At 71.8% G+C, this 22,219-nt stretch carries 16 protein-coding genes; 9 read left to right on the top strand and 7 right to left on the bottom strand.

What is annotated here, in order from left to right:
• The first annotated feature begins 50 nt into the window (after nucleotides 1–50).
• Nucleotides 51–1,100: an LLM class F420-dependent oxidoreductase gene (locus ACH4TP_RS26395; protein ID WP_398186272.1), complete on the top strand. Its 1,050-nt coding sequence runs from the start codon at nucleotides 51–53 to the stop codon at nucleotides 1,098–1,100.
• 313 nt (nucleotides 1,101–1,413) lie between these two features.
• Entirely contained in the window at nucleotides 1,414–2,199 is a 786-nt protein-coding gene (locus ACH4TP_RS26390; protein WP_398439306.1) for a ferritin-like domain-containing protein, read from the top strand.
• Between the two features lie 18 nt (nucleotides 2,200–2,217).
• Here the strand turns inward: ACH4TP_RS26390 and ACH4TP_RS26385 are convergent, their stop codons facing one another.
• Nucleotides 2,218–3,210, bottom strand: coding sequence for a magnesium and cobalt transport protein CorA (locus tag ACH4TP_RS26385; RefSeq protein ID WP_389228454.1), 993 nt, complete (start codon nucleotides 3,208–3,210; stop codon nucleotides 2,218–2,220).
• 88 nt (nucleotides 3,211–3,298) lie between these two features.
• On the opposite strand from ACH4TP_RS26385, the gene ACH4TP_RS26380 reads away from it, so the two are divergent.
• The 6 genes from ACH4TP_RS26380 (at nucleotide 3,299) to ACH4TP_RS26355 (ending at nucleotide 11,090) form a co-directional block, all read left to right on the top strand.
• Entirely contained in the window at nucleotides 3,299–3,988 is a 690-nt protein-coding gene (locus tag ACH4TP_RS26380; protein ID WP_398439305.1) for a histidine phosphatase family protein, read from the top strand.
• Between the two features lie 67 nt (nucleotides 3,989–4,055).
• On the top strand, nucleotides 4,056–4,646 hold the full coding sequence (locus ACH4TP_RS26375; RefSeq protein ID WP_189805362.1) for a DUF3090 domain-containing protein: 591 nt from the start codon (nucleotides 4,056–4,058) through the stop codon (nucleotides 4,644–4,646).
• Nucleotides 4,610–5,449 carry an SCO1664 family protein gene (locus ACH4TP_RS26370; RefSeq protein ID WP_389228886.1) on the top strand — a complete coding sequence of 280 codons (840 nt, stop codon included), beginning with the start codon at nucleotides 4,610–4,612 and terminating at the stop codon, nucleotides 5,447–5,449. The genes ACH4TP_RS26375 and ACH4TP_RS26370 overlap by 37 nt, the downstream gene beginning before the upstream one ends.
• Before the next feature lie 164 nt (nucleotides 5,450–5,613).
• Entirely contained in the window at nucleotides 5,614–6,843 is a 1,230-nt protein-coding gene (gene mshC / locus ACH4TP_RS26365; protein ID WP_389228447.1) for a cysteine--1-D-myo-inosityl 2-amino-2-deoxy-alpha-D-glucopyranoside ligase, read from the top strand.
• 116 nt (nucleotides 6,844–6,959) lie between these two features.
• Complete coding sequence (locus tag ACH4TP_RS26360; protein ID WP_398439304.1) at nucleotides 6,960–10,016, top strand: NPCBM/NEW2 domain-containing protein; 3,057 nt, start codon at nucleotides 6,960–6,962, stop codon at nucleotides 10,014–10,016.
• A 99-nt stretch (nucleotides 10,017–10,115) separates the two neighbouring features.
• Complete coding sequence (locus ACH4TP_RS26355; protein ID WP_398439303.1) at nucleotides 10,116–11,090, top strand: superoxide dismutase; 975 nt, start codon at nucleotides 10,116–10,118, stop codon at nucleotides 11,088–11,090.
• Nucleotides 11,091–11,132: 42 nt separating this feature from the next.
• On the opposite strand, the gene ACH4TP_RS26350 is transcribed toward ACH4TP_RS26355, so the two are convergent.
• From ACH4TP_RS26350 to ACH4TP_RS26325, 6 genes are all read right to left on the bottom strand, one after another.
• Entirely contained in the window at nucleotides 11,133–12,149 is a 1,017-nt protein-coding gene (locus ACH4TP_RS26350) for a PAC2 family protein (protein ID WP_389228438.1), read from the bottom strand.
• A 142-nt stretch (nucleotides 12,150–12,291) separates the two neighbouring features.
• On the bottom strand, nucleotides 12,292–13,353 hold the full coding sequence (locus ACH4TP_RS26345; protein ID WP_389228435.1) for an LLM class flavin-dependent oxidoreductase: 1,062 nt from the start codon (nucleotides 13,351–13,353) through the stop codon (nucleotides 12,292–12,294).
• 99 nt (nucleotides 13,354–13,452) lie between these two features.
• Nucleotides 13,453–15,057 carry an FAD-dependent oxidoreductase gene (locus ACH4TP_RS26340; RefSeq protein WP_389228432.1) on the bottom strand — a complete coding sequence of 535 codons (1,605 nt, stop codon included), beginning with the start codon at nucleotides 15,055–15,057 and terminating at the stop codon, nucleotides 13,453–13,455.
• 6 nt (nucleotides 15,058–15,063) lie between these two features.
• On the bottom strand, nucleotides 15,064–16,590 hold the full coding sequence (glpK, locus tag ACH4TP_RS26335) for a glycerol kinase GlpK (RefSeq protein ID WP_398439302.1): 1,527 nt from the start codon (nucleotides 16,588–16,590) through the stop codon (nucleotides 15,064–15,066).
• Between the two features lie 35 nt (nucleotides 16,591–16,625).
• Entirely contained in the window at nucleotides 16,626–17,384 is a 759-nt protein-coding gene (locus ACH4TP_RS26330) for an MIP/aquaporin family protein (protein ID WP_389228426.1), read from the bottom strand.
• A gap of 303 nt (nucleotides 17,385–17,687) precedes the next feature.
• Complete coding sequence (locus ACH4TP_RS26325; RefSeq protein WP_389228423.1) at nucleotides 17,688–18,452, bottom strand: IclR family transcriptional regulator; 765 nt, start codon at nucleotides 18,450–18,452, stop codon at nucleotides 17,688–17,690.
• A gap of 243 nt (nucleotides 18,453–18,695) precedes the next feature.
• Here ACH4TP_RS26325 and metH point away from each other — a divergent pair, with 243 nt between their 5' ends.
• Nucleotides 18,696–22,211, top strand: a complete 3,516-nt coding sequence (gene metH / locus ACH4TP_RS26320; protein WP_398439301.1) for a methionine synthase — start codon at nucleotides 18,696–18,698, stop codon at nucleotides 22,209–22,211.
• Nucleotides 22,212–22,219 lie beyond the last annotated feature (8 nt).

The following is a 22,219-nucleotide window of genomic DNA, read 5'->3' as shown; positions in this document are numbered from 1 at the left end:
CGCTAGAGTCCGGCCCAAGTGACGTTACCGATGGGTAAGGGGTGCGTGGAATGCGGCTCGGCATCAACCTCGGCTACTGGGGCGCCGGCATGGACGGCGACAACCTCGCCGTCGCCCAGGAGGCGGACCGCCTCGGCTACGACGTCTGCTGGGCCGCCGAGGCGTACGGCTCCGACGCCCCCACCGTCCTCGCCTGGGTCGCGGCGAAGACCGAGCGGATCGACGTCGGCTCAGCGATCATGCAGATCCCGGCCCGCCAGCCGGCCATGACCGCGATGACGGCCGCCACCCTCGACTCGCTCACCGGCGGCCGCTTCCGCCTCGGCCTCGGCGTCTCGGGACCGCAGGTCTCCGAGGGCTGGTACGGCGTGAAGTTCGACAAGCCGCTCGCCCGGACCCGCGAGTACGTCGAGATCGTCCGCAAGGCCATGACCCGCGAGCGGCTCAGCTACGACGGCGAGCACTGGACCCTGCCGCTGCCCGGCGGCCCGGGCAAGCCCATCAAGCTCACCGTCCACCCGCAGCGCGAGCACATCCCGCTCTACATCGCCGCGATCGGGCCGAAGAACCTGGAGCAGACCGGCGAGATCGCCGACGGCGCCCTGCTGATCTTCCCCTCCGCCGAGCACCTGGAGGAGACCGCGCTCCGGCACCTGCGCGCGGGCCGCGAGAAGGCCGGCCTGACCATGGAGGGCTTCGACGTCTGCCCCACCCTGCCGCTGGCCCTCGGCGAGGACGTGAACGCGCTCGCCGACGTCTTCCGCCCGTACACCGCGCTGTACGTCGGCGGCATGGGCAGCCGCAAGCAGAACTTCTACAACCAGCTCGCCCAGCGCATGGGCTACGAGAAGGAGGCCGCCGAGATCCAGGACAAGTACCTGGCCGGCGACAAGACCGGGGCCGCGGCCGCCGTGCCGCACTCCCTGATCGACCAGACGACGCTGCTCGGCTCCGTCGAGCGGATCGCCGAGCGGATGACGGCCTACGCGGAGGCCGGGGTCACCACCCTCACCCTCGCCCCGGCCGGCTTCACCCTGGACGAGCGCCTCGCGGCCCTGCGGGCGGGCGTCGAGGCGATGGAGCGGGCCGGCCTGGCGTAACCACCGCGGAGGCGGCGCCGGACCCGGCGGACGGAGTCCGGCGCAGGCGCTCGAAGCCCGTGAGGCTCCCAGGGGCCGATCGGTGCGAGAGCGCCGTCAAGAAGGGGCCCTGCGGCCGTGGTGGGGGCTCGGGGGTCTTCCCCGCCACGGCCGTCATGCAGCACAACGCTCGACGAGCCCCTCGGTTACGCCCTCGGGGCTCACTCTTTCGGCCGAGTCGCCGCGTCCTCCTGTTGCCCGCCGCCCGGGACCCGACTTGACTCGTTCTTCCCGGACGTACCGGAGTGCGGACGTCCGCACGGAGGTGGCGGCGATGCTCACGGCCAAGGGCCTGTTCCAGGAAATCATCGACAACGACGAGTCCTTCCGGCTCTTCTGCTCCATCGCCGCGAGCGGCGAGTCCCAGGGCGGCTGGGAGAACGCCCGGATCGCGGCCCTCGTCGCCCCAGGGATGCGGGACCTCGCCCCCAAGATCACCCGGCACGGCGCCGACGAGGACAAGCACGGCCGGATCTTCAACGCGTTGATGAGGAAGCGCGGCCTCGAACCCGTCCCGGTGCCCCCCGACACCGACTACACGATGCTGCTCGAACAGCGCGGCATCGGCCTCGCGCACGAGAAGCTCCGTGCCGACCGGCCGCTCACCGAGGAGGACGTGGTCGTCTACCTCGCCCACAGCAGGGTCACCGAGGAGCGCGCCGCCGACCAGATGCAGCTGCTCGTGAAGTACTTCGGCGACCACCCGGAGCTCGGCAGGGCCATCCGGATGATCTGCAACGACGAGGACAACCACCTCGCCTACTGCCACGAGGAACTGCTCCGGCTCGCCCGGCAGGGCCACGGCCGGCTCATCCAGCGGATCCTGCGCGAGTCCGCCCTCGCGGAGATCCGGGTCTACCGGGACGTCAGCCTCGCCGTGATGCGCCACATGGGCCGCATCCTGCACTGGTCCAAGCCCAAGGCGGCCGTCCTCGCGGCCGGGATCCACGGCGTGTACGCGTACGAGCGCGCGGCCGGCTGGCACCGGATGGTCGACCTGCGGATGCCCGAGCGGCTGAACGCCCTCGGCGGCCCCGCGACCCCCGCCCCCGCCTTCTGAGCGGGACCGCCGGCGGGCCTACATCCAGCCGCGCCGCTTGAACACCCGGTACAGCGCGGCGACGATGCCCGCCATCACCACGAGCACCACCGGGTACGAGCCCACCCAGCGCAGCTCCGGCATGTGGTCGAAGTTCATCCCGTAGATCCCCGCGACCATCGTGGGGACCGCGGCCATGGCCGCCCACGCCGAGATCTTCCGCATGTCGTCGTTCTGCCGGACCCCCATCTGCGCGAGATGGGCCGACAGCACGTCGGACAGGAGCCGGTCGAGGCCCTCCACCTGCTCGTTGGAGCGCAGGAGGTGGTCGTTGACGTCGCGGAAGAAGGGCTGCGAGCGCTCGTTCACGAACGGCACCGAGCCGGCCGTCAGCCGGGCCATCGGCCCGGCCAGCGGACCGCTGGCCCGCCGGAACTCCAGGACCTGCCGCTTCGCCGTGTAGATCCGTTCCGCGGTGTTGCCCGGATTGCCCCCGCTGGGCGCGAAGACGTCCGCCTCCAGCTCCTCCAGGTCGACCTGGAGCTCGGCCGACACGTCGAGGTAGTGGTCCACGATCGCGTCGCTCACCGCGTACAGCACCGCCGTCGGCCCGTGCTTCAGCACCTCCGGGTCGGCCTCCAGGCGCCGGCGCACCTCCGCGAGCGGCGCGCCCTCGCCGTGCCGGACCGTGACGACGAACGAGTCGCCCATGAACACCATCAGCTCGCCCGAGGACACCCGGTCGCTCTCCGGCTCGTACACGATCGGCTTGAGCACCGCGAAGAGCGAGTCGTCGTAGACCTCCAGCTTGGGCCGCTGATGGGCCTTCAAGGCGTCCTCGACGGCCAGCGGGTGCAGCGCGAACTCCGAGGCGACGTGGTCGAACTCCGCCTCCGAGGGCTCGTGCAGCCCCACCCACAGGAACGCGTCCCCCGTCGCCCGCGCCTCCTCCAGGGCGTCGGAGAGGTCGGCGGGTCCGTCCGTGCGGCGCCCGTCCCGGTAGATGGCAGAGTCCACGATCACCCGGCGCATTCTGCCCCGAACGCCTCCACCACGCACGCGCGTGCGGCCGCCCCCGACCGCCTGCGCCCCCGCCCCGGCACCCCCTAGGCTGGCCCGCATGGCCACGCTGATCCTCGTCCGGCACGGACGCTCCACCGCCAACACCTCCGGGGTCCTCGCCGGGCGCACGCCCGGGGTCGCGCTCGACGAGCGCGGGGCCGCGCAGGCCGCCGCCCTCCCCGGACGCCTCGCGGACGTCCCGCTCGCCGCGGCCGTCACCAGCCCCCTCCAGCGCTGCCAGGAGACCCTGCGGCCGCTCCTGGAGGCCCGCCCGGACCTCCCGCTCCACGTCGAGGACCGGATCAGCGAGTGCGACTACGGCGACTGGTCCGGCCGCAAGCTGGCGGAGCTGTCCGACGAACCGCTGATGCAGGTCGTCCAGGCCCACGCCTCCGCCGCCGCCTTCCCCGGCGGCGAGTCCATGCGCGCCATGCAGAACCGTGCCGTCGAGGCCGTGCGCGACTGGAACGCCCGCGTCGAGGCCGAGCACGGCGAGGACGCCACGTACCTCATGTGCTCCCATGGGGACATCGTGAAGGCGATCGTCGCCGACGCCCTCGGGATGCACCTCGACCTCTTCCAGCGCATCCACGTCGACCCCTGCTCGGTCACCGCGATCCGCTACACGCGCCTGCGTCCCTTCCTCCTCCGCCTCGGCGACACGGGGGACTTCGCCGGTTTCGCCCCCCGGGAGCACCCCGACAGCGGCGGGGCGGCGGAGGTGGGTGGCGGTGCGGGCGCACCGTGATCCCGCGGCGCAGTAGGGTGGACGCGCCGCTGTAGTACGACTGTCGAGACTCAAGGGAGCCGGGAACGTGTCCCGTCAGGTGTTCCTCTACGACCCACCGGAGCGTTTCGTGGCCGGCACGGTCGGGCTGCCTGGCCGCCGTACGTTCTTCCTCCAGGCGTCCGCCGGCGGCCGGGTCACCAGCGTCGCCCTGGAGAAGACCCAGGTCGCGGCCCTCGCCGAGCGCATCGACGAACTCCTCGACGAGGTCGTCCGCCGCACCGGGGGCAACGCGCCCGTACCGGCCGTCGCCCCCGCCGAGATCGCGGACACCGCCCCCCTCGACGTGCCCGTCGAGGAGGAGTTCCGGGTCGGCACCATGGCCCTCGCCTGGGACGGCGAGGAGCAGCGCATGATCGTCGAGGCGCAGGCGCTCGTCGAGCTGGACGCGGACTCCGAGGAGGACCTCGCCGAGGCCGAGGAGCGGCTGCTCCAGGACGAGGAGAACGGCCCGCCGATGCTCCGGGTCCGCCTCAGCGGGGCCCAGGCGCGGGCCTTCGCCAAGCGGGCCCTGGACGTCGTCAACGCCGGCCGTCCGCCGTGCCCGCTGTGCAGTCTGCCGCTCGACCCCGAGGGGCACGTCTGCCCGCGCCAGAACGGATACCGCCGCGGAGCATGAGCAGCAGCCCTTCGACCCCGCCGGACGTCGAACTGCTCGCCCTCGGTGAGCTGACCGTGCGCGGCCGGGTCCGCGAGGCGTCCAACGCCGTGCTGTACTGCTCCGTCGCCCACGAGGGCCGGGAAGCGGCCTGCGTGTACAAGCCGGTCGCGGGGGAGCAGCCCCTGTGGGACTTCCCCGACGGCACCCTCGCCCAGCGCGAGGTCGCCGCGTACGAGATCTCCGAGGCCACCGGCTGGGGCCTGGTCCCGCCGACCGTGCTCCGCGACGGGCCGTACGGGGAGGGCATGGTCCAGCTGTGGATCGAGGCCGACCCCGGGGCGCGGCTCCTCGCGCTCACCGAGGACGAGGAGGCGGGCGAGGGCTGGAAGGCCGTGGGGCCCGCGCAGATCGACGAGCACCGCACCGCGCTCCTCGTCCACGCGGACACCCCCGAGCTGCGCCGGCTCGCCGTCCTGGACGCCGTCATCAACAACGGCGACCGCAAGGGCGGGCACCTGCTGCCGGCCCCCGGCGGACGCCTGTACGGCATCGACCACGGGGTGACCTTCCACGTCGACGACAAGCTGCGCACCCTGCTGTGGGGCTGGGCGGGCGAGGAGCTGCCCGCCGAGGCCGCGGGCGTGCTCGACGCGCTCGACCGTTCCCTGGCCCCGGGGGAGCCGCTCGCCACCCGACTGGCGGAACTCCTGACCGGCGCCGAGGTCGCGGCCGTACGCGCCCGCGTGGAGGCCCTGCGCGCCACCGGGCGGCATCCCGAACCCTCGGGGCAGTGGCCCGCGATCCCCTGGCCGCCCGTCTGAGACACCGGTCACACGAGGAGACCGAATAATTTCGGCCACATCCTCGGAGAGGCGCGGACCCCTGGGGGGTATGCACGCGCGTCTCTGACCCGCAAGAGCGCCTAATCGGTCAAGATCCCGGATCCGGTTCGTATCCGGAACACCTGTCCGGTTACGCTCGGGTCATGCATGCCTGGCCCGCTTCTGAGGTCCCCGCCCTTCCCGGCAAGGGCCGCGACCTCCGGATCCACGACACCGCGACCGGCGGGCGAGTGACCCTCGCCCCCGGCCCCGTCGCCCGTATCTACGTCTGCGGCATCACGCCGTACGACGCGACCCACATGGGTCACGCGGCGACCTACAACGCGTTCGACCTCGTTCAGCGCGTGTGGCTCGACACCAAGCGGCAGGTGCACTACGTCCAGAACGTGACGGACGTGGACGACCCGCTCCTGGAGCGCGCGATCCGCGACGGCATCGACTGGGTCGGCCTCGCCGAGCGCGAGACCGCCCTCTTCCGCGAGGACATGACCGCCCTGCGGATGCTGCCCCCGCAGCACTACATCGGCGCGGTCGAGGCCATACCGGGCATCATCCCGCTCGTCGAGCGCCTCCGGGACTCCGGCGCCGCCTACGAGCTCGAGGGCGACATCTACTTCTCCGTCGAGGCGGACCCGCACTTCGGCCAGGTCTCGAACTACGACACCGAGCTGATGCGCCACCTCTCCGCCGAGCGCGGCGGCGACCCGGACCGCCCGGGCAAGAAGAACCCGCTCGACCCGATGCTCTGGATGGCCGCCCGCGAGGGCGAGCCGAGCTGGGACGGCGGCAGCCTCGGCCCCGGCCGCCCCGGCTGGCACATCGAGTGCGTCGCCATCGCCCTCGACCACCTCGGCATGGGCTTCGACGTGCAGGGCGGCGGCTCCGACCTGATCTTCCCGCACCACGAGATGGGCGCCTCCCACGCCCAGACCCTCACGGGCGAGTTCCCCATGGCCAAGGCGTACGTCCACGCCGGCATGGTCGCCCTGCACGGCGAGAAGATGTCGAAGTCCAAGGGCAACCTGGTCTTCGTCTCCCAGCTCCGCCGCGACGGCGTCGACCCGGCCGCCATCCGGCTCGCGCTCCTCTCGCACCGCTACCGCGACGACTGGGAGTGGACCGACCAGGTCCTGGAGACGGCCGTGGAGCGGCTCGGCCGCTGGCGCGCCGCCGTCTCGCGCCCCGACGGCCCGTCCGCCGACGCGCTCGTCGAGGAGCTCCGCGAGGCGCTCTCCGACGACCTCGACACGCCCACCGCGCTCGCCGCGGTCGACCGCTGGGCCGAGCTCCAGACGGCCGGGGGCGGCACGGACGAGTCCGCCCCCGGCCTCGTCTCGCGCGCCGTCGACGCCCTGCTCGGTGTGGCCCTGTAACGAGCAGGACCGCGCAACTCCCTTTCAGGCAACCGCCCTCGGACTTCTCGCCGAAGTCCGAGGGCGGTTCCGTTTTGTCCTGGCGGGCTTGCTCGTTCCTGCGCTAAACAACCTCCATGCAATCATCATCACGCATGAAAGTTGCACTCGCCGGAGCCGTCCTCGGGCTCTTCGCGGCCTTCGCGGGACCCGGCTCCACCGCGTCGGCCACACCCGCCGACACCACCGTCGGCGACGTCACCGGCTTCGCCGCCGACGGATCCGTCTACCGGCTGACCGCCGGCCGCGCCGAGGCCCGCGTCTCCTTCGTCACCGCCGACACCTTCCGCATCGAACTCGCCCCCGACGGGAAGTTCACCGACCCCACCGGCACCGACATCACGCTGCCCCAGGGCCCGCCCCCGGCCACCCGCTGGCGCGACCTCGGCGACCGGTACGAACTCGCCACCGCCAAGGTGACCCTGCGCGCCACCAAGTCCCCGCTGCGCTTCTCGGCCGTACGCGCCGACGGCACCCCGCTCTGGACCGAGACCCAGGGCCTCACCTGGAACCAGGACCGCACCGTCCAGACCCTCGCCCGCGGCGCCGACGAGCAGTTCTACGGCGCCGGCATGCAGAACGGCCGGGGCAACACCTCCCACCGCGGCAAGACCGTCGAGGTCGGCGTCGACTACAACTGGAACGACGGCGGCCACCCCAACTCCGTCCCCTTCTACCTCTCCTCCGCCGGCTACGGCGTCTACCGCAACACCTACGCCCCGGGCACCTACGCCTTCACCGACCCCGTCACCACCAGCGCGAAGGAACAGCGCTTCGACGCCTACTACTTCGCCGGCGACGGGAAGGACGCCCTCAAGGACGTCATAGGCCAGTACACCCGGCTCACCGGCAAGCCCTTCCTGCCGCCCGTGTACGGCCTGGAGATCGGCGACTCCGACTGCTACCTCCACAACGCCAACCGGGGCGAGCGCCGCACCCTCGACGCCCTGAAGGTCGCCGACGGCTACGTCGCGAACGACATGCCCAACGGCTGGATGCTCGTCAACGACGGCTACGGCTGCGGCTACGAGAACCTCGCCGAGACCTCCACCGGCCTCGCCGACCGGAACATGAAGCTCGGCCTGTGGACCGAGGACGGCATCGACAAGCTCGCCGACCAGGTCAAGGCCGGCCAGCGGGTCGCCAAGCTCGACGTCGCCTGGGTCGGCTCCGGCTACAAGTTCGCCCTCGACGGCTGCAAGGACGCCCACGCCGGCATCGAGGCCAACAGCGACGCCCGCGGCTTCACCTGGGCCCCCGAGAGCTGGTCCGGCGCCCAGCGCTGCGGCGTCCAGTGGTCCGGCGACCAGTCCGGCAGCTGGGAGTACATCCGCTGGCAGATCCCCACCTACGCGGGCGCGTCCATGTCCGGACTCGCCTACACCACCGGTGACGTCGACGGCATCTTCGGCGGCAGCGCCAAGACGTACACCCGCGACCTCCAGTGGAAGATGTTCCTGCCCGTCACCATGACCATGGACGGCTGGGCCGCCAACGACAAGCAGCCCTTCCGCTACGGCGAGCCGTACACCTCCATCAACCGCGCCTCGCTCAAGCTGCACGAATCCCTGCTCCCGTACATCTACAGCCACGCCCAGCAGGCCACGAAGACCGGCGTCGGCCTCGCCCGGCCGCTCGCCCTGGAGTACCCGGACGACCCGAAGGCCGCGACCGACGCCGCCAAGTACGAGTTCCTCAGCGGCGAGGACTTCCTCGTCGCCCCCGTCTACCAGGACGCCGTGGAACGCGACGGCATCTATCTGCCGAAGGGCACCTGGATCGACTACTGGAGCGGGCGCACCTACCAGGGCCCCGTCACCGTCGACGACTACAGCGCCCCGCTCGACACCCTGCCCCTCTTCGTACGGGCCGGGGCGGCCGTGCCCATGTGGCCCGGCTCCATCCGCTCGTACCGGGACCGCGCCCCCGGCGACCCGATCGCCTGGGACGTCTACCCGCAGGGCAGCTCCTCCTTCGAGCTGTACGAGGACGACGGCGTCACCCGCGAGCACCGCACCGGGAAGTACGCCACCCAGCGCGCCGAGGTCGGCGCCCCGCGGTCCGGCCCCGGCGACGTCACCGTCCGCCTGGGCGCCAGCACCGGCTCGTACACCGGCAAGCCGGCCGCCCGGCCGTACGCCTTCACCGTCCACACCGGCGACGCCCCCGGCGCGGTGAAGCTCGACGGCCGCCCGCTGCCCGCCCTCACCTCCCGCGCCGCCCTCGACGCGGCCACCGAGGGCTGGTGGTACGACCGCGACGACCGCGGGGGAGTGGTGCGGGTCAAGACCGCGGCCCGGTCCACCGACCGCGCCTTCGAGCTGCGGCTGACCGACACCAGCGCCGTCGGCGGCGCCGTCCCCGGCGCCTCCGCCGTCCTCGCCGCCCCCACCGGGCAGGAGCTCGGCGCAGGCACCCCCGGCACCGTCGCCGTGGACGTCACCGCGGGCACCCGGGACGCCACCGACGTACGGGTCTCCCTGGACGCCCCGGCGGGCTGGCAGGTCACCCCGGCCGCCCCGATCGCCCGCGTCCCGGCCGGCACCACCCGCCGGGTCGAGGTCGCCGTCACCCCGGCGGCGGACGCGAAGCCCGGCGAGGCCACCCTCACCGCGACCGCCCGCCACCGCGCCGCGGGCACCGACCGCACGGCCGTCCAGCGCTTCGCGCTCGGCGTGATGCCCCCGGCGCCGACCGCCGACGCCTGGGCGAGCGACCTCGCCTGGCTGCGCGCCACCAACGGCTGGGGACCGCCCGAGCGCGACCGCTCCAACGGCGAGTCCGGCGCCGCCGACGGCCACACCCTCACCCTGGCCGGACAGACCTACGAGAAGGGCATCGGCGCCCACGCCGACTCCGACATCGAGGTCTACCTCGGCGGCCGCTGCACCGCCTTCACCGCCGACGTCGGCATCGACGACGAGATCAACGGCTACGGGGACGTGGCCTTCTCCGTCGAGGCCGACGGCCGGGTCCTGTGGACCTCGCCCCGGCTCACCGGCGCCTCCGCGACCCTGCCCGTGAACGTCGACGTGACCGGAGCCCGGCACGTCCGGCTGAGGATCACGGACACCAACGGGTCGAAGAGCGGCGACCACGGCGACTGGGCGGCGGCCCGGTTCAGCTGCGCCTGACGCGCGCCGGCAGGGCGGGATTCGGTCAACTGCCCTGCCGGCGGCTCCTGTTGTGATGAGGTGGGAGTGCCATCGACCAGTTGTACGAAAGGGCACTCAGTGCAGCATCACCTCGCACGCAGAGGCTTCCTGGGAGCCGCCGTCGCCCTCGGCGCGGCGGCCCTCACCACTCCCCTCGCCGCAGGCACCGCGCACGCGGCCGAGCCCGGCGGGCGGTGGCCCACCGGCTTCCCCCTCCCGAGGGGCTTCCAGCCGGAGGGCGTCGCCATCGGGCACAGCCCGTTCGCGTACTTCGGCTCCCTCGCCGACGGCTCCGTCTACCGCGTCTCGCTGGCCACCGGCGAGGGCCGGATCATCCACGGAGGGCTCGGCTTGGAGCGCTCCACCGTCGGACTCAAGATCGACCGGTCCGAGCGGCGGCTCTTCCTCGCCGGCGGCTGGAGCCGGGAGATCCGCGTCGTCGACGCCCGCACCGGCGCGCTCCTGCGCGACTTCACCGGACTCGGCGCCGAGAACACCATGGTCAACGACGTCGTCCTCACCCCGGACGCGGCCTGGTTCACGGACTCCTTCCAGCCGCAGCTCTACCGGCTGGCCCTCGACCGCACCGGCGAGCCCGCGGACGAGGTCACCGTCCTCCCGCTCGGCGGCGACTGGACGCAGGGCCCCGACTTCACCGCCAACGGCATCGAGCGGACCCCCGACGGCCAGGCCCTGCTCGTGGTCAACGTCCACCAGGACGGCGGCGCGCTCCTGCGCGTCGACCCGCGCACCGGCACCGCCCGCACGGTCGACCTCGGCGGCCTGAAGATCCCGAACGGCGACGGGATGCTGCTCCTCGGCCGCGACCTGTACATCGTCCAGCAGGCGGTCAACCAGATCGACGTCGTCCGGCTCGACGCGAGCGGCACGCGCGGCACCCCGATCGCCCGGATCACCGACCCGGACCGGTTCCACGTCCCGACCACGGCGGCCGCCTGGGGCGACCGGATCTACCTGCCCAACGCGCGCTTCGGCCTGGACCCGGACCCCACGGTGGCGGAGTACGACGTGGTCTCCGTGCCCAGGGTCTGAACGCGGACGGGAGGGGCGGCCGCGCCACCCCTCCCGTACCCGCTACTCCTCGGTGTCGCCGTCCTCGCCCTCCGGGGCGTCCGACGGCGGCTCCGCTCCCGGGACCGACTCGGGCCCCGGCTGCTCCGGCTTCGGCGGGCGGGTCCGGCCGCTCCCCGCGTCCCGCAGGAAGTCGCCGCCCTCCGTCGCCACCCCCGGACCGGAGCCCGGCCCCGCGCCCGGCTCGCGCCGCCGCAGATACCGCTCGAACTCGCGGGCGATCGCCTCGCCCGAGGCCTCCGGCAGCTCCGCCGTGTCCCGCGCCTCCTCCAGGGTCTGCACGTACTCGGCGACCTCGCTGTCCTCGGCGGCCAGCTGGTCCACGCCCAGCTGCCAGGCCCGCGCGTCCTCCGGCAGCTCGCCCAGCGGGATGCGCAGCCCGATCAGGTCCTCCAGGCGGTTGAGGAGCGCCAGGGTCGCCTTCGGGTTCGGCGGCTGCGACACGTAGTGCGGCACCGCCGCCCACAGGCTCACCGCCGGCACGCCCGCGTGCGTGCACGCCTCCTGGAGGATGCCCACGATGCCCGTCGGGCCCTCGTACCGGGTCTCCTCCAGGTCCATCGTCCGCGCCAGGTCAGGATCGGAGGTCACCCCGCTGACCGGGACCGGCCGGGTGTGCGGGGTGTCCCCGAGCAGGGCGCCCAGGATCACCACCATCTCCACGCCCAGCTCGTGCGCGAAGCCGAGCAGCTCGTTGCAGAACGAGCGCCAGCGCATCGAGGGCTCGATCCCGCGCACGAGCACCAGGTCGCGGGGCTTGTCGCCGCCGACCCTGACCACCGAGAGCCGGGTCGTCGGCCAGGTGATCTTTCTGACCCCGTTGTCCAGGAAGACCGTGGGGCGGTTGACCTGGAAGTCGTAGTAGTCCTCGGCGTCGAGCGCCGCGAACACCTCGCCCTTCCACTCCCGGTCGAGATGGGCGACCGCGGTGGAGGCGGCGTCGCCGGCGTCGTTCCAGCCCTCGAACGCGGCCACCATGACCGGGTCGATCAGCTCGGGCACCCCCTCGAGCTCGATCACCCAGCGCCTCCTTATTCGAAGTTCCTGTCGTACGGCCCCACCTTACGGCTTTCCGGCGGGCCGCCCGCAGTCCCCGGACATCCCCGAAAACCCGTGCGGCCTTGATCGACTACCCAGGAACTCGCCTCCGCACACGGCGGAGTCACTCCTCCCACAGCGTGCTGGGCGCCTCCCTCCGCACGACGGGCGCGATCTCCTCGGCGAAACGCTGGAGCGTCTCGGTCTGCTCGGCCGTCGACTGGCCGAAGGTGTCGACCGTGATCGACTGCAGATCGTGCCCGTAGTGCTCGTGGTAGCCGAGGATCTTGTCGATGATCTGCTGCGGCGAGCCGATCAGCTGGGGGCCGTCGGCGATCGCGTCCTCGATCGTCCGGAACGGCGTGTTGTATCCGGCCTTGCCCTCCAGGTGCGGCTTGAAGCTCTGCCTCACCTTCGCCTCGTACAGCTCCTTGTACCGGCTCACCGCCTGCTCGGCGGTGTCGGCGATGAGCAGCCCCCCGGAACCGGCCGCCACGCGCGCGTGGGCCGGATCGTGCCCGTACTCCTCGAACTTCTCGCGGTAGTGGGCGATGAGCCTCGCGTACGCCTCGCGCGGCTGGATCGCGTTGGCGGTGAACAGCGGATCACCGTGCTTGGCCGCGAGCTCGGGGGAGTTGAGGCTGGTGGCCGAGCCGTGCCAGACGCGGGGCGGACCGGCGTACGGCCGCGGGACCGTGGTCACGTTCTTCAGCGGGGGACGGAACTCGCCCTCCCAGTCGACGCCCTCCTCCGTCCAGAGGCGGCGCAGCAGCTCGTACTTCTCCTTCTGGAGGTCCCACTGCCGCTCCTCGTCCAGGCCGAAGAGGTCGAAGTGGCCGGCCTCGGCGCCCTTGCCGACGACGAGTTCGAGCCGGCCCCGGGAGAGCTGGTCGAGCGTCGCGTAGTCCTCGGCGACCCGGACCGGGTCGAGGATCGCGACCACGGTCACGCCGGTGAGCAGCCGGATCCGGCTGGTGCGGGCGGCCAGCGCGGCGAGCAGCACGGTCGGGGACGAGGAGAGGAACGCGCCCGCGTGCCGCTCGCCGACCGCGTAGGCGTCGAAGCCGAGCCGTTCGGCGGTCTCGCCGAGCGTGACGACCTGCTCCAGCCGGTCGGCGGCGGACAGCAGTTCGCCGGTGAGCGGGTGCGGGGAGTGGTGGACGATCGAGAGCACCTGAAACTTCATGCCCCCACTCTGCGCGCCGAGTGTTGCGGGAGTGTGGACGGCGCATGGCACGCCTCAGGGGCGGCCCTCGGAGAGGAACCGCCCCTGGGTGTACGGGACTTACTTCTGCAGCATCGCCTCGACACCGGCGCGGACCTCGTCCGTCGCGAGGCCGCGGATGGTCAGCGTCGTACGGCGGCGCAGCACGTCGTCCGCCGTCTCGGCCCACTCGTGGTCGCGGGCGTAGGCGACCTGCGCCCAGATCTCCGGGGCGTCCGGGTGGATCCGGCGGGCCAGCTCGGGGTTCTCGTTCGCCATGCGGGCGATGTCGAAGGAGAGCGAGCCGTAGTGCGTGGCCAGGTGCTTGGCGGTGTCGGCGGCCATGCGGGGGCCGGGGGCCGGGCCGTCGACGAGCAGCCGGTGGGCGACCGCGTTCGGGTTGGCTATGCCGGGCAGCGGCAGCCGCTTCGGCAGCGCCGACACCGGCTCGTAGTCCTCGCCGAGCGGGTGGCCCGGCAGCGACTCCAGCTTCTTCATGACCGTGCGGCCGATGTGGCGGAAGGTCGTCCACTTGCCGCCGGCCACCGACAGCATCCCGCCGCGGCCCTCGGTGACGACCGTCTCGCGCTTGGCCTTGGAGGTGTCGCCGGGACCGCCCGGGAGCACCCGCAGGCCGGCGAAGGAGTACGTGATCAGGTCGCGCGAGAGCTGCTGGTCGCGGATGGAGAAGGCGGCCTCGTCCAGGATCTGGGCGGTGTCCTTCTCGGTGACCTCGACCTGGCCGGGGTCGCCCTCGTACTCCTCGTCGGTGGTGCCGAGGAGCAGCATGTCCTCCCAGGGGAGGGCGAAGGTGATGCGGTACTTGTCGATTGGGGTGGCCAGCGCGGCCTTCCACGGCGAGGTCCGCTTGAGGACCAGGTGCGCGCCCTTGGAGAGGCGGATGGAGGGGGCCGCGTTGGGGTCCTCCATCTTGCGCAGGTGGTCGACCCACGGGCCGGTCGCGTTGAGCACGAGGCGGGCGTCCACGCCGAACTCGTCGCCGGTGGTGCGGTCCTTCAGCTCCGCGCCGGTGACGCGGCCGCGGGTGAAGCGCAGCCCGGTGACCTCGGCGTGGTTGAGGACGGTGGCGCCGGCGTCGACGGCGGCGCGGACCGTCATCAGCGCCATGCGGGCGTCGTTCATCTGGTCGTCGCCGTAGACGGCGACGGCCTTCAGGTTGTCGGTGCGCAGCTCCGGCACGTCCTGGGCGGCCTTGGCGGGGGAGAGCAGGTGCCCGACGCCGTCGCCGAAGGCCGAGAGGGCGGAGTACGCGAAGACCCCGGCGCCCAGCTTGGCGGCGCCGTGCGGGCCGCCCTTGTAGACGGGCAGGTAGAAGGTGAGCGGGTTGGCGAGGTGCGGTGCCACCTGGCGCGAGACCGCACGCCGCTCGAAGTGGTTCTCCGCGACCAGCTTCACCGCGCCGGTCTGCAGGTAGCGCAGGCCGCCGTGGAGGAGCTTGGAGGAGGCGGAGGAGGTGGCGCCGGCGAAGTCGCCGGCGTCCACCAGGGCCACCCGCAGGCCCGACTGCGCGGCGTGCCAGGCGGTGGAGATGCCCAGGATGCCGCCGCCGATCACCAGGAGGTCGTACGTCGCCTTGGAAAGCTGTTCCCGGGTCTCGGCGCGACTCGGCAGGGAACCGGCGGCCGGGTGCGTCCCCAGGGCAGGGACGCTCTGCAGGGTGGTCATCTCGTCTTACTCCTCGTCCTCGATCCAGCCCATGGTCCGCTCGACGGCCTTGAGCCAGCTCTTGTACTCGCGGTCACGCTTGTCGGCGTCCATGCGAGGGGTCCATTCCGCCGCCCGGCGCCAGTTGGCGCGCAGCGCGTCGGTGTCCGGCCAGAAGCCGACGGCCAGGCCGGCGGCGTAGGCGGCGCCGAGGCAGGTGGTCTCGGCGACCATCGGACGCACGACGGGCGCGTCCAGGAAGTCCGAGAGGGTCTGCATCAGCAGGTTGTTGGAGGTCATGCCGCCGTCGACCTTGAGCGCGGTCAGCTCGACGCCGGAGTCCTTCGTCATGGCGTCGGTGATCTCGCGGGTCTGCCAGGCGGTGGCCTCGAGAACGGCGCGGGCGATGTGCGCCTTGGTGACGTACCGGGTGAGACCGGCGATGACACCGCGCGCGTCGGAGCGCCAGTACGGGGCGAACAGGCCGGAGAAGGCCGGCACGAAGTAGGCGCCGCCGTTGTCCTCGACCGAGGACGCGAGGGTCTCGATCTCGGCGGCGGACTTGATCAGGCCCATCTGGTCGCGCATCCACTGCACCAGCGAACCGGTGACGGCGATCGAGCCCTCCAGGGCGTAGACCGGCTTGGCGTCGCCGATCTGGTAGCCGACCGTGGTCAGCAGGCCGCTGTAGGAGTTGATGATCTTGTCGCCGGTGTTCATCAGCATGAAGGTGCCGGTGCCGTACGTGGACTTGGCCTCGCCCTCGGCGAAACACGTCTGGCCGAACAGGGCGGCCTGCTGGTCGCCGAGCGCGGAGGCGACCGGGACGCCGTCGAGGACGCCGCCCTTGACCGTGCCGTACACCTCGGCGGAGGAGCGGATCTCCGGCAGCACGGCGGCCGGGATCTCCATGGACTGCAGGATCTTCTCGTCCCAGGCCATGGTGTGGAGGTTCATCAGCATGGTGCGGGAGGCGTTGGTGACGTCGGTGACGTGGTGGCCGCCGTCGACGCCGCCCGTGAGGTTCCAGATGACCCAGGAGTCCATGGTGCCGAAGAGGATGTCGCCGCGCTCGGCGCGCTCGCGCAGGCCATCGACGTTGTCGAGCAGCCAGCGGACCTTCGGGCCGGAGAAGTAGCTCGCGAGCGGGAGGCCGGTCTCGCGGCGGAAGCGGTCCTGGCCGACGTTGCGGCCGAGCTCCTTGCAGAGGGCGTCGGTGCGGGTGTCCTGCCAGACGAGGGCGTTGTGGACGGGCTCACCGGTGTTCTTGTCCCAGAGCAGCGTGGTCTCGCGCTGGTTGGTGATGCCGATGGCCTTGACGTCGGCGGCGGTGATCTCCGCCTTGGCCAGGGCGCCGGCGACGACCTCCTGGACGTTGGCCCAGATCTCGGCGGCGTCGTGCTCGACCCAGCCGGGCTTCGGGAAGATCTGCTCGTGCTCCTTCTGGTCGACCGAGACGATCCGGCCGTCCTTGTCGAAGACGATGCAGCGGGAGGAGGTGGTGCCCTGGTCGATGGCCGCGATGAACGGGCCGGAGGTGTGTGCGTCGGTCACGGTGTGCTCCTGGGGAAGTCTGGGAGAAGGACGGCTCAGGCGAACGCGATGTTGTAGATACCCGCGGCGATGGCTCCACCGATCAGCGGACCGGCGACCGGGATCCAGGCGTAGCTCCAGTCGGAGCCGCCCTTGTTCGGCAGCGGGAGCAGGGCGTGCACGATGCGCGGGCCGAGGTCACGGGCCGGGTTGATGGCGTAACCGGTCGGGCCGCCCAGCGAGAGGCCGATGGAGACCACGACGAACGCGGTGATCAGGGCGCCGATGACGCCGAGTCCCTTGCCGCTGTCGTTGAGGCCCTGGGTGAGCACGGCCAGGACGAGCACGACGGTGCCGATGATCTCGGTGACCAGGTTCTGCCAGGTGTTACGGATCTCGGGACCCGTGGAGAAGACGCCGAGCACCGGGCCGGGGCCCTCCACCGGCTTCTCGCCGACGGTCTCCGGGTCCGTGAGGTGGGCCTGGAACTGGCCGTAGTAGGCCAGCCAGACCAGCGCCGCGCCGATCATCGCGCCGAGCATCTGGCCGGCGATGTAGACGGGGACGTCACTCCAGTCCCCGGTCTTGATCGCGATTCCGACCGTGACGGCGGGGTTCAGATGGGCCCCCGAGAGGGAAGCGGTCATGTAGACCGCCGTCATGACGGCGAAGCCCCACCCGAAGGTGATCGCGAGCCAGCCCGCGTTGCGGGCCTTGGAGCTCTTGAGCGTGACGGCGGCGCACACACCGCCGCCGAGCAAGATGAGAACGGCGGTACCGATGGTCTCGCCGAGGAAGATGTCGGAGCTGGACACCCGCGACTCCTTTGTCCTTCGTCCAGGGGAAGGCGAACCCCGGGTCCCTCCGGTGGTCCGCGCCCTCGTGTTGAGGGCGTTTCCGGCCCTTGGCACTGCCACACCTTAGCGCGTATTGCCGGTAGGTGTTCGACAATGCCGACCGATGAACGGAAGTTTTGCCCCCGGGTTAACAGCGCGTCAAGGGTCTGGGAAGTGAAAAACCCGCCGATAACGCGATCGTTACCGGCGGGTTCGGTTCAGTTGTACGGGCTGCCGCACGCGGTCGTACGGAGGGTGGTCGGGCGCCGCCCCCGCGACCCGTCAGAAGCGGCCGGCCCCCAGGTCCCGGGAGACCGCGCGGGCGCAGTCCCGCACCGCGGCCACCAGCTCCGGACGCAGCTCCCCGCCCGGGCAGACCCGCTCCACGGCACCGGTGACCGCCACCGCGCCCACCGGCATCCGCCGCCGGTCGTGGATCGGCGCCGCCACCGACGCCACGCCCTCCCAGGTCTCCTCCACGTCCGCCGCCCAGCCCCGGGCCCGCGTCATGTCGAGCAGTGCCTCGAAGTCGCCGAGCGCCGTGGTCGTCCGGGGCGTGAACGCCTCCCGCTCGACCTCCACCACCTCGCTGTGCGCCACCGGGTCGTACGCCGAGAGGACCTTGCCGAGCGCCGTGGAGTGCAGCGGCTGCATGGCCCCCACCTCCAGGACCTGCCGGCTGTCGTCCGGCCGGAAGACGTGGTGCACGATCAGCACGCCCCGCTGGTGCAGCACCCCCAGGTGCACGCTCTCGCCGCTGGACCGCGCCAGGTCGTCCGTCCAGACCAGGGCGCGCGCCCGCAGCTCGTGCACGTCCAGATAGCTGTTGCCCAGGCGCAGCAGCTCCGCGCCCAGCTGATAGCGGCCCGAGGCCGCGTCCTGCTCCACGAAGCCCTCCGCCTGGAGGGTGCGCAGGATGCCGTGGGCCGTGCCCTTGGCGAGTCCGAGCGAGGACGCGATGTCGGACAGGCCGAGTCGGCGCTCGCCGCCCGCGAGCAGTCGCAGCATGGCCGCCGCCCTCTCCAGCGACTGGATGTTCTTCGCCATCGCCCGGCCCCTCACCCTTCTTACGTTGTTCGACAATGCTGAACACTATCGGTCGATGCCGACCTCACGTCACACCACACAGTGTCGGCCAAGGAGGGCAGGACCGGGAGTCCCCGCACACAGGATGCCGTCCGGCCCGTGGGACACCGGGTCCACCCCGGCTCAAGCGCGGTTACGCTGGGCCCGTGCACCCTCCCCCGAGAGTGCAAAGCCGACAGCCGTCGCATCCCAGGGAGCTCATCCATGGCCTCGTTGCCGACCCCGTCCGCCGACAGCCGCAACCGCGCCGCCACCCTCCGCGAGGCCCTCGCCAGCCGAGTGGTCGTCGCCGACGGAGCCATGGGCACCATGCTCCAGGCCCAGGACCCCACCCTCGAGGACTTCCAGAACCTCGAAGGATGCAACGAGATCCTGAACGTCACGCGGCCCGACATCGTCCGCTCGGTCCACGAGGCGTACTTCGAGGTCGGCGTCGACTGCGTCGAGACCAACACGTTCGGTTCCAACCACTCCGCCGCGGGCGAGTACGAGATCGCCGACCGGATCTTCGAGCTCTCCGAGGCCGGCGCCCGGATCGCCCGCGAGGTCGCCGACGAGTTCGGCGCCAAGGACGACCGCCAGCGCTGGGTGCTCGGCTCGATCGGCCCCGGCACCAAGCTGCCCTCGCTCGGCCACATCGCGTACGACGTGCTCCGCGACGGCTACCAGCAGAACGCCGAGGGCCTCCTCGCCGGCGGTGCCGACGCCCTGATCGTGGAGACGACCCAGGACCTGCTGCAGACCAAGTCCAGCCTCGTCGGCGCGCGCCGCGCGATGGACGCCCTCGGCGTGGACGTCCCGCTGATCTGTTCGCTCGCCTTCGAGACCACCGGCGTCATGCTCCTCGGCTCCGAGATCGGCGCCGCGCTCACCGCCCTGGAGCCCCTCGGCATCGACCTGATCGGCCTGAACTGCTCGACCGGCCCGGCCGAGATGAGCGAGCACCTGCGCTACCTCGCCCGCCACTCCCGTACGCCCCTCATGTGCATGCCGAACGCCGGCCTGCCCGTGCTCACCAAGGACGGCGCGTACTTCCCGCTCACGGCCTCCGAGATGGCCGACGCGCAGGAGAACTTCGTCCGCGACTACGGCCTGTCCCTCGTCGGCGGCTGCTGCGGCTCGACGCCCGAGCACCTGCGCCAGGTCGTCGAGCGGGTCCAGGGCCTCACCCCGCCCGAGCGCTCCCCGCGCCCCGAGCCGGGCGCCGCCTCCCTCTACCAGACCGTGCCCTTCCGACAGGACACCTCGTACCTGGCGATCGGCGAGCGCACCAACGCCAACGGCTCGAAGAAGTTCCGCGAGGCCATGCTCGAAGGCCGCTGGGACGACTGCGTGGAGATGGCCCGCGACCAGATCCGCGAGGGCGCGCACATGCTCGACCTCTGCGTCGACTACGTGGGCCGCGACGGCGTCGCCGACATGGAGGAGCTCGCCGGCCGCTTCGCCACCGCCTCCACCCTGCCGATCGTCCTCGACTCCACCGAGGTGGACGTCCTGCGCGCCGGCCTGGAGAAGCTCGGCGGCCGCGCCGTCATCAACTCCGTCAACTACGAGGACGGCGACGGACCCGAGTCCCGCTTCGCGAAGGTCACCCGGCTGGCCCAGGAGCACGGCGCCGCCCTCATCGCCCTGACCATCGACGAGGAGGGCCAGGCCCGTACCGCCGAGCACAAGGTCGCCGTCGCCGAGCGCCTCATCGAGGACCTCACGGGCAACTGGGGCATCGACGAGTCGGACATCCTCATCGACACCCTGACCTTCACCATCTGCACGGGCCAGGAGGAGTCGCGCAAGGACGGCATCGCCACCATCGAGGCGATCCGCGAGCTCAAGCGCCGCCACCCGGACGTCCAGACCACGCTGGGCCTCTCCAACATCTCCTTCGGCCTCAACCCGGCCGCCCGCATCCTGCTGAACTCGGTCTTCCTCGACGAGTGCGTCAAGGCGGGTCTGGACTCGGCGATCGTCCACGCGTCGAAGATCCTGCCCATCGCCCGCTTCGACGAGGAGCAGGTGACCACCGCCCTCGACCTGATCTACGACCGGCGCGCCGAGGGCTACGACCCGCTGCAGAAGCTGATGGCCCTCTTCGAGGGCGCCACCACCAAGTCGATGAAGGCCGGCAAGACCGAGGAGCTCCTCGCCCTGCCGCTGGACGAGCGCCTCAAGCGCCGGATCGTCGACGGCGAGAAGAACGGCCTGGAGGCCGACCTCGACGAGGCCCTGACCACCCGCCCGGCCCTCGACATCGTCAACGAGACCCTCCTCGACGGCATGAAGACCGTCGGCGAGCTCTTCGGCTCCGGCCAGATGCAGCTGCCGTTCGTGCTCCAGTCCGCCGAGGTCATGAAGACGGCCGTCGCCTACCTCGAACCGCACATGGAGAAGTCCGACGCGGACGGGAAGGGCACCATCGTCCTCGCCACCGTCCGCGGCGACGTCCACGACATCGGCAAGAACCTCGTCGACATCATCCTCTCCAACAACGGCTACAACGTCGTCAACATCGGCATCAAGCAGCCGGTCTCCGCGATCCTCGAAGCCGCCGAGGAGCACAACGCCGACGTCATCGGCATGTCCGGCCTCCTCGTGAAGTCCACCGTGATCATGAAGGAGAACCTGGAGGAGCTGAACGCCCGCGAGCTGGCCGCCAAGTACCCCGTGATCCTCGGCGGCGCCGCCCTGACCAGGGCGTACGTCGAGCAGGACCTCCACGAGATCTACCAGGGCGAGGTCCGCTACGCCCGCGACGCCTTCGAGGGCCTGCGCCTCATGGACGCCCTCATCGGCGTCAAGCGCGGCGTCCCCGGAGCCGCGCTCCCCGAGCTCAAGCAGCGCCGGGTCGCCAAGACCGCCACCGCCGCCGCCCTCAAGGTCGACGAGCCCGAGCCCGGCGGCCGCTCCGACGTGGCCACCGACAACCCGGTGCCGACCCCGCCCTTCTGGGGCACCCGCGTCGTCAAGGGCATCCCGCTGAAGGACTACGCGTCCTGGCTCGACGAGGGCGCCCTCTTCAAGGGCCAGTGGGGCCTCAAGCAGAACCGGGCCGGCGACGGGCCGGCGTACGAGGAGCTCGTCGAGACCGAGGGCCGGCCCCGGCTGCGCGGCTGGCTGGAGCGCCTCCACACCGAGAACCTCCTGGAGGCGGCCGTCGTCCACGGCTACTTCCCCTGCGTCTCCAAGGGCGACGACCTGATCATCCTGGACGAGGCGGGCAACGAGCGGACCCGGTTCACCTTCCCGCGCCAGCGCCGCGGCCGCCGCCTCTGCCTCGCGGACTTCTTCCGCCCGGAGGAGTCCGGCGAGACCGACGTCGTCGGCCTCCAGGTCGTCACCGTCGGCTCGAAGATCGGCGAGGCCACGGCCAAGCTCTTCGAGTCCGACTCCTACCGCGACTACCTGGAGCTGCACGGCCTCTCCGTCCAGCTCGCCGAGGCCCTCGCCGAGTACTGGCACGCCCGCGTCCGCGCCGAGCTCGGCTTCGGCGGCGAGGACCCCGAGAACGTCGAGGACATGTTCGACCTCAAGTACCGGGGCGCCCGCTTCTCGCTGGGCTACGGCGCCTGCCCGGACCTGGAGGACCGCGCGAAGATCGCGGACCTGCTCCAGCCGGAGCGGATCGGCGTCCACCTCTCCGAGGAGTTCCAGCTCCACCCCGAGCAGTCCACCGACGCCATCGTCATCCACCACCCCGAGGCGAAGTACTTCAACGCACGGTGACCGCGCGG

It is taken from the genome of Streptomyces sp. NPDC021012, from assembly GCF_044333355.1.
Lineage (GTDB): Bacteria > Actinomycetota > Actinomycetes > Streptomycetales > Streptomycetaceae > Streptomyces.
The sequence above is the reverse complement of the archived record's forward strand: the minus strand, read 5'-3'. Positions and strand labels throughout refer to the sequence as shown.

Bases quoted from the DNA above. Each gene is read 5' to 3' on its own strand.
- ACH4TP_RS26395 (WP_398186272.1), top strand. From the start codon at position 51: ATGCGGCTCGGCATCAACCTCGGCTACTGGGGCGCCGGCATGGACGGC.
- ACH4TP_RS26390 (WP_398439306.1), top strand. From the start codon at position 1,414: ATGCTCACGGCCAAGGGCCTGTTCCAGGAAATCATCGACAACGACGAG.
- ACH4TP_RS26385 (WP_389228454.1), bottom strand. From the start codon at position 3,210: ATGCGCCGGGTGATCGTGGACTCTGCCATCTACCGGGACGGGCGCCGC.
- ACH4TP_RS26380 (WP_398439305.1), top strand. From the start codon at position 3,299: ATGGCCACGCTGATCCTCGTCCGGCACGGACGCTCCACCGCCAACACC.
- mshC (WP_389228447.1), top strand. From the start codon at position 5,614: ATGCATGCCTGGCCCGCTTCTGAGGTCCCCGCCCTTCCCGGCAAGGGC.
- ACH4TP_RS26360 (WP_398439304.1), top strand. From the start codon at position 6,960: ATGCAATCATCATCACGCATGAAAGTTGCACTCGCCGGAGCCGTCCTC.
- ACH4TP_RS26345 (WP_389228435.1), bottom strand. From the start codon at position 13,353: ATGAAGTTTCAGGTGCTCTCGATCGTCCACCACTCCCCGCACCCGCTC.
- ACH4TP_RS26340 (WP_389228432.1), bottom strand. From the start codon at position 15,057: ATGACCACCCTGCAGAGCGTCCCTGCCCTGGGGACGCACCCGGCCGCC.
- ACH4TP_RS26325 (WP_389228423.1), bottom strand. From the start codon at position 18,452: ATGGCGAAGAACATCCAGTCGCTGGAGAGGGCGGCGGCCATGCTGCGA.
- metH (WP_398439301.1), top strand. From the start codon at position 18,696: ATGGCCTCGTTGCCGACCCCGTCCGCCGACAGCCGCAACCGCGCCGCC.